Raw genomic sequence first — 11,944 nt, 5'->3', positions numbered from 1 at the left:
GCTTCAGGACGCTTCGCCATAGATTAGCAGGCGGCACGAGCCTTGCTTTTTTGAATTGCATGAATCCGATAACGACGCTTTTCCGACACTTGATAGCACATCGCCGCCACCGGTCATGGGCCTTTTTACCCGTTTTGTTCTGCCTGAGCCACAACGGCGCACAGGCAGAAGGACTCACGCCGCCCGAAGTCCTTATCGGCTCCACCGAAGGGTTTCTTGAGTTCAAGGTAGAGGAATATCTCCAGAATAGCGGCATCGAGGGACGCTACGAGATCCAGGTGAGCCGATTGGACCCACGCCTGCGCCTCGCCACTTGCGACAGGGATTTGACGGTCAGCCTGGAGAGCCCGGCACAGCCGGTCGGACGGGTGACGGTCAAGGTTCGCTGCGAAGGCAGCACTCCTTGGTCGGTCTTCGTCCCTGCCCAGGTTCGGCTGTTCCGCAATGTAATAGTCGCAGCGCGACCGATGCGCAAAGGGGAAGAACTGTCCTCCCGTGATTACAATCTGGTCGAACGTGATGTGGGGCTGCTCTCCCAGGGCTACCTTACGGCGCCCTCCCAAGCGGAAGGCTACAAGCTCACGCGCCCTGTCCTGGTCGATCAGATCCTGACGCCGACCCACGTAGAAATGGCCGAGGTAGTCCACAAGGGTGATCAAGTGGTAATCAGTGCCGGAAGTTCCACCGTCCAGGTCAAGATGCCGGGCGAAGCCCTTTCGGCGGGCGCGGTGGGGGAACAGATTCGCGTACGCAACCTCAACTCCAAACGCGTGGTCAAAGCCCGCGTAACCGGCCCTGGGCAAGTGGAAGTCTCCATGTAGGCACGACTCTTGTATGGCACGGAGGCAATTCGTGTAGAGTGCCGTTTTTCCAGCGCCACACCGCACCCGGGAATTTTTTCGGAAGTTGCCCTAAAGTTAGTTTGGGCCTGGTCGATAAGGTCGGTAAGCGTCCATAACACCCAGAGGTTCTGCATCATGGTCATCGACTTCAACCGGCTCAATAATGCCAACACGCCCGCCAGCGCGGGACGTACCGGCAACGCCGGCAAGAACGAAGGCGTTACCGCCAACCAGACCAGCGCCAGCCAGACCACCAGCGAGCCGGCTGCCACGTCCCCCCGTAGCGGTGAAAACGTGCAACTGAGCAGCGATGCCCAGCAACTGCAGAAGGTCACCGACAAGCTGCGCGACCTGCCCACCGTCGACCGGGAGCGGGTCGACAAGATCAAGCAAGCCATCGCCAACGGCACCTACCAGGTAGACAGCCAGCGCGTGGCGAGCAAGTTGCTCGACTTCGAATCCCAGCGCTAGTCCAAGGGCAGCGCTGGGGATGTTGGACGCCCGATCCCCAGAGCCCGAAATGCACGACACCGAACTGCTCGACCTGCTCAACCACGATATCGACCACGCACAGCGCCTGCTTGAGCTGATCGATAACGAATTCAAGGCACTGACCGAACGTGACCTGCCGCAACTCGAGCAGATCCTTTCGGACAAGCAACCCCTGCTCGCCCTCCTCGACCAGCACGGCCGCCTTCGCGCCGACGCGTTGCATGCGCTCGGACTGAGTGTCGATCGCGCCGGACTGGCTGCCCTTGCCGAACGCTCCCCGGTGGGACCCGACCTGCTGGCACGCAGTGCAACGCTGAGCGATGTACTTGAACAGTGCCAGGCGGGCAACCTGCGCAACGGCCGCCTGATTCGCGCCAGCCAGACCAGCGTCGACAACACCCTGGCCATCCTCCGCGGCCAGGAAACCCCCAGCCTCTATGACAGCCGGGGGGGCGCCGCTAAAATCCCGCGACAGCGCCCGCTCAGCCAGGCCTGAAACAATAAGAAGCGCCAGGACATCGGGGCACATTGCCAGTATGCTGGCGCCCCGAGCCCATGTGTTTGGAGAGACCTGGACCGTGTCCAACGCATTCAACGAAGATGATGGCCCACAACCCCCCAAGGTGTTGAAGGCACCTGTGGAGATCCAGGCCAATCTTCGCCTCCTGCTGCAAAGCCATGACCCCCTGGTCGTCACCTTCCATGAGCGCAGCCAGCGCTTCCAGAGCTTCCTGGTGGAAGTCGACAAGGATCGCAAACGCATCGCCCTTGACGAGATGGTTCCCAACGACGGCGAACGATTCATTCGCGCGGGGGAGTACTTCCGCGTGGAAGGCTTCCATGATGGCGTCAGAATCGCCTGGGAATGCCGCCAGCCCGTGCAGGTAGGCGAGCATCAGGGAGCCCCCTGCTACTGGTGCCCCCTGCCGGAAGAAGTCACCTATCACCAACGTCGCAACGCCTTCCGCGCGCCCTTGCTGAAAGGGCAGCCCGTCCCCATCGAGCTGGCCGGAGACCGACTGCCCACTGGGATCAACGGCGAGATGCTGGATATTTCCGCCACCGGCTGCAAGTTGCGCTTCGCCGGTGACGCCACCCAACAGCTGCAGACAGGCCAGGTCTACGAGCGCTTCAGCGCTCGCCTGCCATTCGGCACCTTGCTCACCCCCGTTGAGCTACGCCACCTCAGCTACAACGACAAGCTGAACATCACCCTGGCGGGCGTTCGCTTCTACCGCATGAACGGCCCCGAGCAACGCCTCGTGGAGCGTTTCGTCTACCAGCTCCAACGCGAAGCCCGGCGCTTCGACAAGGACGATCTCTTCTAGCCGCTCTCCGCCCGAGCCTTCAGCTCGGGCGGGGCGCTTCCGGCTCCTCGGGAACTGGGGGCGGCGTGAAGGCCTCCCCAGTCATCTGCTCCTGCACCACCTGCTCATCCACGCGAGGATCAAGCGCGGCCACCAGCGGCGAGCTGACTTCCGGTGTTGCCACGTGCTGCAACGGAGCCTCGTCCACCCGGTGCAGGCCGGTGACCTTGTCCGGACGTACACGCACAACCAGGATCAGTGCGCAGACACTGACGAACGCATAGAACATGTTCGGCCCCAGCAGCTTCATCAACGCGCCGGTCAGCAGCGGGCCGATACTCGCCCCCACGCCGAACGTGATCAGCAACATCGCCGTCAGAGACACCCGACGCTCCGCCTCGATGTGGTCATTGGAGAACGCCACCGCCAGCGGGTAGAGCGTGAACTGCAGCATGCAGACCAGGAAGCCCATGGGGAACAGCATCTCCATCGGCACGCTGGGCATCAGCGCCAGCGGCAGGGCCGCCAGCACCAGCAGCACCGACGCACTGCGGATCAGCATGGCGCGGTCGTTACGGTCCGACAGCCAGCCCAAAGGCCATTGCACGAGCAAGCCCGCAAGGATGCAGCAACCCATGAAGAGACCGACCTGCTCGGTGGTCAATCCCTGCCGCGTGGCGTAGAGGGGCGCCAGACCATAGAACGAACCCAGCATCAGGCCCGACACCAGCACCGTGGTCATCGACTGCGGCACCCGCCGGATGAAGAAGCGTGGCTCCAGCGGTGCCGGATGCAGAGGCGCCGGGTGGATCTTGCGGGTCACCGCCACCGGCACCAGGCACAGCGCAAAGCACATCGCCACCAGCATCAGCAGCTCCGGGCCAAGGCCGGGGTGCAGCACAAGCACCAGTTGCCCCAGCACCAGGCCGAGGTAGGAGGCCACCATGTAGCCGGCGAACACCTTGCCGCGCTGACCAGGCTCCGCCTGCTCGGTCAACCAGCTCTCGATCACCATGTACTGGCACATCATCCCCAGGCCGACCAGCATCCGCAGGAACAGCCAGCCAGGCACCCAGCTCAGCAGGCCGTGCCCCAGCACGGCGGCCGTCACCAGCCCGGCGCAGGCGACATACGCACGGATGTGCCCGACACGGGCGATCAGCCGGTGTCCCAGCTTGCCGCCGATGATGAGGCCCAGGTAGTTGGCCGCCATCAGCGCACCGACCCACAGGCCGTCGACCTTGTCCGCCGCCAGGCGCAGGCCGAGGTAGGTACTGAGCAGGCCGGAGCCGATCAGCATGAGCAACGTTGCGAAATACAGGGCCCGGAAGGACTTCAGGACTCGACCCATCGGCTTTCCATGCGCTCCTTGAGCAAGGGCGGGCCGCTTGAGTGCGGCCCGCGATGAGGGGTAATGCTAGGGCCTGGCAGAAAGGCCGTCGAACGCTGGAACTCTACATTGCCGAATCATGCCTGGGCTGCCAGAACACGACGCTCCCAGGGTGTGATCTGATCGAAGAAGCTCGCAAGCTCCATCGTCTTGGTGGCGATGTAGCCTTCGATGAACTCCTCTCCGAACAGTTCCCGTGCCAGGTCGCTGCGCTTCAGACGCTCCAGGGCCGCATGCAAGGTACAGGGCAACGAAAGAGAATCCGCCACCTCGAACTCTCCCTGGATCGGCGGGCTCGGCTCGATCCCCTGCTCCAGTCCATGAAGCCCCGCCGCCAGGCTGGCGGCAATCGCCAGGTAGGGGTTGGTGTCCGCACCCGGCAAGCGATTCTCCACCCGCCGCGCAACGGGCGCACTGGCCGGGATACGCAGCCCGGCGGCACGGTTGTCGTGGGACCAGCACGCATTGTTCGGCGACGCGTAGGGGTGGCACAAGCGCTGGTAGGAGTTCACGTTGGGCGCGAACAGGGCGGTGAACTCCGCCATCGCCGCCTGCTGCCCCCCGATGAAGTGATAGAACGCCGGCGACGGATCGCCATTCGCCTCGGAAAAGATGTTCCGCCCATCCGCACTGGACACCACGCTCTGGTGGATGTGCATCGAGCTGCCCGGCGTATGCGCCAGCGGCTTGGCCATGCACACCACGGTCAACCCATGTTTCAGGGCGACCTCCTTCAGCAGGTGCTTGAACAGGAAGGTCTGGTCGGCCAGCAGCATTGCATCGCCATGCAGGAGATTGATCTCGAACTGGCTGACTCCCATCTCGTGCATGAAGGTGTCACGCGGCATCCCCAGCAGCGCCATGCAGCGGTAGACCTCCTCGAAGAAGGGGCGCAGGCCGCTGTTGGAGCTCACGCTGAACGCCGAACAACCGTCCTCGCGGCGACCATCCAGCCCAACCGGTGGCTGGAACGGCTGGTGGGGATCGGGATTAGGCGCGAACACGAAGAACTCCAACTCGGTGGCCACCACCGGCGACCAGCCGCGCTCGGCATAGCGATCCAGCACACGGCGCAGCAAGCCACGGGTAGACAGGCCCGACGCGCGGCCATCCAGCTCCTGGGCATCGCAGATCGCCAGGGCACGCGGGCTGTCACTCCACGGCAGGCGATGGACCTGCCCAGGGTCGGGCACCAGGGCCAGGTCACCATCGTCACTGCCATAGAAGCGTGCCGGCGGATAGCCGCCCATGATGCACTGCAGCAGCACGCCACGCGCCAGCTGCAGACGCCGCCCGGAGAGGAAGCCCTCGCCGGTCATCACCTTGCCCCGCATCACGCCATTCAGGTCAGGCGTCACGCACTCGATCTCATCGACTCCAGCCAGGCGCTCTGCCAGCTCGGCCGGGATTCCCGTGTTCATGTTGTTTTCCTTGTAGACATGGACCGCTGCGAATAGCGGCGCGAACAAAATACTCATCACCTGTTCAATATTTCAAGCACATATGAAAACCCCCGCAGATGCGGGGGCTCGGTGATGCACGGAGGCTGCGGCGAGGTCAGCGCCAGTCCTTAAGCGCCTGGGTGGCTGCCTGGTTCATCGGCTGTGCCAGAAGCCCCGTAGGGGATAGGTTGACCGCGTAGACCGCCCCATCCGCCATCGGCAGAAAGGTGACGCGCTGCGCCTGGGCGTCGAACAGGAAGAGGTCATGCTGCCCAACCCGCAGCCAGCGCCACAGGTCGATGCCGTACGGGCTGCTGGCCAGTGTCGCCTCGGGGTGTTGCGCCAGCTGCTGGTCCTCGATGGCGAGGAAGCGGCCCGACAGCTTCTCCAGGCGGTAGCCGGACTGCAGGCCGATCAGGCGCGCCAACCCCTTCAGGTGCAGCAGCCGGGCATCCAGTTGCCACAGGTCGCCATCCAGCAGCACGCTGCGCTCGCGACCGCCCTCCAGCAGCATCACCTCGTAGCGCTGGGGTCCGAGCGCCTTGAAGCTGAGCGTCACGATGGGCTTGCTGGCGTCCAGATGGTCGTAGCGGGTCAGGTCCCAGGCAACCGTCCCCACCAGGGCGGCCAAGGCGACGAAGGCAAGGCCCACGGTGCCGCGTAGCCAGCCGAGGAACCAGCTGCGGTCGAAGAGGATGCGTGCGGCCACCACGACCGCGAGCAGGGCCAGCAGGGCAATGCCCCAGGCCAGGCCGTCATACTGCATGGAACCCTTTCCTTCTCCACAAAAGAGCCGGCATTATGCGCACCTCACGACGCAGCGACCAGTTGCCGCGCTGCGCAGTCCGCCACAGATCGAGCATTTATGCCCTTCCCCATCGAACTCGCGGTTGATCCGGCCACTCTGCTGGTGCTCGCCGGCGTCGCGTTCCTGGCCGGTTTCATCGACGCCATTGCGGGCGGTGGCGGCCTTTTGACCATTCCGGCGCTGCTCACGGCCGGCCTGCCGCCACACCTGGTGCTGGGCACCAACAAGCTCTGCGCCACCTTCGGCTCCGCTACCGCCAGCTACACCTTCTACCGACGCAAGCTGTTCGAGCCGAGCCGCTGGAAGAATGCCCTGCTGGCCACTGCGGTGGGTGCCGCCCTTGGCGCGATCATCGCCCACTGGCTGCCGGCGCATTGGCTCAACCAGATGCTGCCGGCCGTGGTGTTCGGTTGTGGCCTGTACCTGTTGTTCGGTCGTACCCCCGACGTGCAGCACGCTGCCGACGCGGCCATTCCCCGTGGCCGGCAATGGCCCCAGGGGCTGGGCCTGGGCTTCTACGACGGTGTTGCCGGCCCCGGCACAGGGGCCTTCTGGACCGTGAGCAGCCTGCTGCTCTACCCGCTCGACCTGGTGCGGGCCAGCGGCGTGGCGCGCACCATGAATTTCGTCAGCAACGGCGTGGCGCTGGCGGTGTTCATCATCGGCGGCCAGGTGGCATGGGTACTGGGTATCTGCATGGGGCTGGCGCTGATGGCCGGCGCCTTCTTCGGCGCCCGCACCGCCATCAGCGGCGGGGCGAAGCTGATCCGCCCGGTGTTCATCTGCGTGGTGCTGGCGCTGACTGCGCGACTAGCCTGGCAGCACTGGTTCTGACAAGCCCAGGCGGCGCGCCACGTAGAGGTCGATGAGGTAGCGGGCAATGGACTTGCTGGCCGGCAGTGGCGGCAGCGCATGGATGGAGAACCAGCGCGCATCCTCGATTTCGCCCGGTTGAGGGACGATCTCACCGGAGCGGTATTCGGCGTGGTAGCCCAGCATCAACGAGTGCGGGAACGGCCAGTTCTGGCTGGCAATGTAGCGAGGCTCGCCGATCTCGACCCCGACCTCCTCGCGCACTTCGCGGGCCACGCACTCCTCCACCGTCTCGCCAGGTTCGACGAAGCCCGCCAGCGTGCTGTAGACGCCGCTGACAAAGCGCGGCGAGCGCGCCAGCAGCAACTCATCACCACGGGTCACCAACACGATCATGCTGGGGGACAGGCGCGGGTAGTGGTGCACACCGCAGCTTTCGCAGTGCATCGCTCGCTCGCTGGCCACCTGGACCATGCGTGCGCCGCAGCTGCCACAGAAGCGGTGGTGGTCGGCCCAGGTCCCGATCTGGGTGGCAAAACCCAGCATGCGGAAGGTCTCGGCATCACCTTGCATCATCAGTTGGCGCAGGCCGACCCAGGCTGCGCCGGGTACGTCGGCGGGGCGCGCCAGTTCGAGGAGAAAGACTTCGTCATCACCGAAGTGACCGATGCCATGCTCGGCGAGGATGGGCAGGTCCTGGCGCTTCAGCCAGTCACGAGGGAACAGCACACCATTGCCGTCCGCCAGGAAAGACTGACGGCAGTGCGCCAGCGCCCAGCCACCCGGCCGGGCCGCATCCAGGAAGCTCGAACGCCAGCGCGGATCGGCCATCTCAGGCCGCCACCTGCAGGCCCAGGGCCCGCACGCTGTCAGCAGCCAGGTCGAGCACATCGGGCTGGGCATCCGGGCGCAGCACCGCACCGCCTTCGAGGTAGTACTCGAGGCTGGTCAGGGCGTCGGCCAGGGTCTCCAGCATCTGCTCGGAGGGCATCTGCGCGGCCTCCAGCATCTGCTTCTGGATGAACTCACCACAAGCGCCCACCAGGTTGCCGGCACGCTCCTGCCCGAGGAACCACAGGCCGCCGCGCACGGCCTGCAAGGTGCTGGGCACGTTGGCCAGGTGCAGCTTGTCGCCGTTGGACTCGAGGTAGGCGGTAATGGCCCGTTTGGCCATCGCCAGGCCGCCCTGGGCCTCGTCGATGACCACGATGCGCGCCTCGGTCAGTTGGTGCTGGGCGAAGGACTCCGCCTCGGTCATCACCGGGGTGGCCGCTTGGCGGGTATCACGGCGCTCGCCGCGTTCCAGGTCCGCCACCATGCTCTCGACATACAGCACGGCGTCGGCGAGCCGGTTGAGCGACTCCGGCGATACCGCTTCGCCTTCGGCCCAGCTGCCAACGGCAGGCAGCTGCGCATGCAGCGCATTGGCTGCAGAAGTCAGGCCGACCATGCCGAGGGTCTTGGCCAGCTTGCCCAGCAGGGCGTGCAGGCTGCCGAGGCTTTCGGGCTGGGCGGTGCCACGCTCGATCAGGTCGAGCACGTCCTTCACGCTGGCCAGCTCCTCGCGGATCGCCGAGGACAGCGAGCGCATGACGGCCTGGCCGGGGCCGGCCAGGCGCTGGTATTCCTCTTCCAGCAGGTGGTCGGTGAACGGCATCGCCGTCATCCCGAACACGCTGCGGACCTCGGTGGCACGCGGGCCCTGGCTATCCGCCAGGGCCACCAGGTAGAGCAGCTCCTTCTGCAGGCTGCGCGGCGCTTCGTAGTGCTCGTTGGCCAGCAGCTGCTTGAGTTCACGGTCGATGCGGGCGAACAGCTGCTTGCGCGACTTACGCGCGATCAACTGCCCGTCCACCATCGCCTCCAGCGCCGCAGCGCCGATCCAGCACAGGCGCGCACGCGGGTCGATGGCATAGAGGCTGTCCAGGCGCGCCAATGCACGGCCCATGAGCTTCAGGCTGGGCTGGGGGCTCTGCTCGCGGATGAAGCCCAGCAGGCCCACCTGGTACATCTGCCGCAAACGCCGCGCCATCAGGTACTGGGCGCTGACCTCAGGCAGGCTGGAGGCGGACGGCACGCGAGCCTGGTCCAGGCGCACGCTGAAGAAGAAGCTCTCCGGCAGCGGCTGTTGCCCGGCGGACTGGCGCAACTCGTTGATCGCCGGCAGCAGCAGCTCGGGCATTTCCTGCCGGTGGGCATCGACGTTTTCCAGGTAGCGGCGCAGCACGTAGAGCGCATTGCTCAGGGCGGCCAACTGGTTGTCACGCTCCTCCCCCACGCCGGCCGGGATGTCGGTAGCCTGCTGGAGGATCTCCTGCGCCAGCAGCTCGGCGCCGGTCAGTTCGATGAGGTTGAGGGTGCCGCGCACCTGCTGCAGGCTTTCAACCGCCTGTTGCAGCAGGCTGCCGTTGTGGCGGTCGACAATGAACTGTTCGAGGCTCTGTTCGGCCTGCTCGATCGTGGCGAACAGCTCGTCGCGCACCAGGCTGAGGGAAGTGGCTCCGGTGACCATGGGTCTAGCGCGCCTCCCGCGCGAAATACTGGTACGGCATCAGTCGGCGAATTCCGGTTTCTGTTTGTTCATGTGGGCGGCCATGGCCACACGCAGGTCGTTGGACTGGAGCATGGCGGCGTTCCAGGTGGCGATGTACTCAAGGCCATCGTCCACGCGGTGGTCACGCATGTAGCGGATCATTTCCTTGGTGCCGCGGATCGCCACCGGCGACTTGGCGGCGATGTCCCGCGCCAGGGCGAAGACGCCTTCCATCAGTGCGTCGCGGTCGGCGTAGGTGCGATTGACCAGGCCGATGTTGCGCGCTTCCTCACCGTCTACGGTGCGGCCGGTGTAGGCCAGTTCGCGCATCATGCCGTCGCCGATGATGCGCGGCAGGCGCTGCAGGGTGCCGACATCGGCGGCCATGCCGATGTCGATCTCCTTGATGGAGAACTGGGCATCGACGGTGGAATAGCGCATGTCGCAGGCGGACACCAGGTCGATCGCCCCGCCCAGGCAATAGCCCTGGATCGCAGCGATCACCGGCTTGCTGCAGAGGTCGACGGCATTGAAGGAGGCTTGCAGTTCGAGGATCTTGCGCCGCAGCACCAGGGCATTGCGGCCCACGTCCTTGCCCAGCTGGGCGCCGACGGATGCCAGCAGCATCAGGTCGATGCCGGAGGAGAAGTGCTTGCCGGCACCGCTGAGGACGACGACCCGGACCTCGTCCGTTTCATCGATCCAGCGGAAGATCTCGACGATCTCGGCCCAGAAATCGGCGTTCATCGCGTTGATCTTCTCGGGGCGGTTGATCTCCACGTGGGCGATCTTGTCCGTCAGCTCAACGCGAAAGGCTTTGTAGTCGGGCACGAAAATTATCCTCGCCAGTTCTGCTGCTGGCCTATGAAAAGTGCGGAATTCCAAACCCGGCAACTATAACAAGCGGCCACCGAAAGTCGAAGACGACCACTGTGATGCAGGCCACGCCATCGGCCTTCAACCGCTCGCCCGCGCGCCTTCCACGCGGTTTCGCCACTGCCGCCAGCTGTACAGCGGAATCCCCGCCATCAGCACCAGGAAGCCCCAGAAGATCGCCTGCTCGCCGGTGCCGTACAGCGCCCAGATGGCGTACACGAACCCCAGCGAGCCGAGCAGCAGCGCCCAGCCCCGCTCACGTTCGGTGAACGCCTCGGGCTTGACTGCCAGCCACTGCAGCAGCGCAGCGGTGCAGAAGGCGTAGGGCACGACGCCGGTCATGGTGCCGAGCAGGATGATCACGTTGAACACATCCACCAGCTCGCCCTGGCCATCGACGAACACCAGGGCGGTCACCAGCACCGCCGAGACCAGCAGCCCATTGGCCGGCGCGCCCCAGCGGTTGGTCTGCCCGAGCGAATGGGGCAGCAGCCCGTCGCGGGCGGTGGCCATGGGGATCTGCCCCTGCAACAGCACCCAGCCATTGAGCGCCCCCAGGCAGGCGATCACCGCCCCGGCCGCGACCAGGTGGTACCCCCACTCCCCCACCAGCACCCGCGCCGCATCGGCGAAAGGCGCACTGGAGCGTGCCAGCTCCTCGGGCGGCAACACGCCCTGCACGGCGGTGATGGAGAGGATGTACACAGCCGCCGCCACCAGGGTGCCGAACACCGTGGCACGGGGAATGGTGCGGCGCGGGTCGCGGACGTCGTCCGCCGGAACGGTGGCCGACTCCAGGCCGATGAAGGACCACAGCGTCAGCGCCGCCGTGGTGGCAATGGCCTTGGCGTAGCCGCCGGTTCCCGGCGGCAGCTCCTCGGGTGCGGGGATGCGCAGATACTCGGGGTGGAACGAGAACCAGCCGAGAATGCCCACCAGCAGCAGCGGGATCAGCTTCAGCGCGGTGAGGATGTTCTGCGCCACGCCGAAGGCGCCGATGCCCCGCAGGTTGATCAGGGTGCACAACCAGATGGCACCGATGGCCACCAGCACAGTGAGCACTGGGTCGCGCAAGGCCGGGAAGAACACCTGCAGGTAGCCCACCAACGTCACAGCGATGGCCGCGTTGCCGATCCAGGCCGCCTTCCAGTAGGTCCAGGCGCAGAGGTAGCCGGCGAACGGACCGAAGCCATCACGGGTGTAGGCGTAGGGGCCGCCCGCCCCGGGCGCGAGCCGCGCCAGCCGGGCGAAGGTGAGCGCGAGGATGACCGCGCCGGTGCTGGAGATCAGCCAGCCGAACAGGCTGAGCCCGCCATAGGCCGCCAGGCTGGAGGGCAGCAGGAAAACGCCCGACCCGATCATGTTCCCCACCACCAGGGCGGTGCAGGTCCAGAACCCCATGCCACCGCCCCGGCGCACCGCCGCTCGCTCGTCGCTCATC

General features: G+C 65.6%; 12 protein-coding genes. 5 read left to right on the top strand and 7 right to left on the bottom strand.

The genetic code is table 11. The annotated features are described in order from the left end of the window. Positions 1 to 59: 59 nt before the first annotated feature. The 4 genes from flgA to FBY21_RS00725 all read left to right on the top strand — a co-directional run bounded on the left by flgA (position 60) and on the right by FBY21_RS00725 (position 2,662). A complete protein-coding gene (gene flgA / locus FBY21_RS00740) occupies positions 60 to 821 on the top strand; it encodes a flagellar basal body P-ring formation chaperone FlgA (protein WP_142016190.1) in 762 nt (253 codons plus the stop codon). A gap of 156 nt (positions 822 to 977) precedes the next feature. Continuing rightward, entirely contained in the window at positions 978 to 1,313 is a 336-nt protein-coding gene (gene flgM, locus FBY21_RS00735; RefSeq protein ID WP_044408256.1) for a flagellar biosynthesis anti-sigma factor FlgM, read from the top strand. Between the two features lie 49 nt (positions 1,314 to 1,362). Then, a complete protein-coding gene (locus tag FBY21_RS00730) occupies positions 1,363 to 1,830 on the top strand; it encodes a flagella synthesis protein FlgN (RefSeq protein ID WP_142007945.1) in 468 nt (155 codons plus the stop codon). Positions 1,831 to 1,870: 40 nt separating this feature from the next. Further along, a complete protein-coding gene (locus tag FBY21_RS00725; protein WP_142007944.1) occupies positions 1,871 to 2,662 on the top strand; it encodes a flagellar brake protein in 792 nt (263 codons plus the stop codon). Positions 2,663 to 2,681: 19 nt separating this feature from the next. Here FBY21_RS00725 and FBY21_RS00720 read toward each other — a convergent pair whose 3' ends face one another. The 3 genes from FBY21_RS00720 to FBY21_RS00710 form a co-directional block, all read right to left on the bottom strand. Then, on the bottom strand, positions 2,682 to 3,992 hold the full coding sequence (locus FBY21_RS00720; protein ID WP_142007943.1) for an MFS transporter: 1,311 nt from the start codon (positions 3,990 to 3,992) through the stop codon (positions 2,682 to 2,684). Between the two features lie 116 nt (positions 3,993 to 4,108). Further along, positions 4,109 to 5,350 carry a glutamine synthetase family protein gene (locus tag FBY21_RS00715; protein WP_172435116.1) on the bottom strand — a complete coding sequence of 414 codons (1,242 nt, stop codon included), beginning with the start codon at positions 5,348 to 5,350 and terminating at the stop codon, positions 4,109 to 4,111. 238 nt (positions 5,351 to 5,588) lie between these two features. Then, entirely contained in the window at positions 5,589 to 6,239 is a 651-nt protein-coding gene (locus FBY21_RS00710) for a hypothetical protein (protein WP_074968185.1), read from the bottom strand. Positions 6,240 to 6,338: 99 nt separating this feature from the next. Between FBY21_RS00710 and FBY21_RS00705 the strand changes: the two genes are divergently transcribed. Then, on the top strand, positions 6,339 to 7,115 hold the full coding sequence (locus FBY21_RS00705) for a TSUP family transporter (RefSeq protein ID WP_044408273.1): 777 nt from the start codon (positions 6,339 to 6,341) through the stop codon (positions 7,113 to 7,115). Here the strand turns inward: FBY21_RS00705 and nudC are convergent. The 4 genes from nudC to FBY21_RS00685 all read right to left on the bottom strand — a co-directional run bounded on the left by nudC (position 7,092) and on the right by FBY21_RS00685 (position 11,943). After that, entirely contained in the window at positions 7,092 to 7,925 is an 834-nt protein-coding gene (gene nudC, locus FBY21_RS00700) for an NAD(+) diphosphatase (RefSeq protein WP_142007942.1), read from the bottom strand. The genes FBY21_RS00705 and nudC overlap by 24 nt on opposite strands. Position 7,926: 1 nt before the next feature. Next, on the bottom strand, positions 7,927 to 9,606 hold the full coding sequence (locus FBY21_RS00695; RefSeq protein ID WP_044408279.1) for a hypothetical protein: 1,680 nt from the start codon (positions 9,604 to 9,606) through the stop codon (positions 7,927 to 7,929). A 39-nt stretch (positions 9,607 to 9,645) separates the two neighbouring features. Then, complete coding sequence (locus FBY21_RS00690; protein ID WP_142007941.1) at positions 9,646 to 10,458, bottom strand: crotonase/enoyl-CoA hydratase family protein; 813 nt, start codon at positions 10,456 to 10,458, stop codon at positions 9,646 to 9,648. A 126-nt stretch (positions 10,459 to 10,584) separates the two neighbouring features. Beyond that, positions 10,585 to 11,943: an amino acid permease gene (locus FBY21_RS00685; RefSeq protein ID WP_107329982.1), complete on the bottom strand. Its 1,359-nt coding sequence runs from the start codon at positions 11,941 to 11,943 to the stop codon at positions 10,585 to 10,587. Position 11,944 lies beyond the last annotated feature (1 nt).

The sequence above is a fragment of the Pseudomonas sp. SLBN-26 genome, assembly GCF_006715895.1.
Classification (GTDB): Bacteria; Pseudomonadota; Gammaproteobacteria; order Pseudomonadales; family Pseudomonadaceae; genus Metapseudomonas; species Metapseudomonas otitidis.
This window is presented reverse-complemented; position numbering and strand designations above follow the sequence as displayed.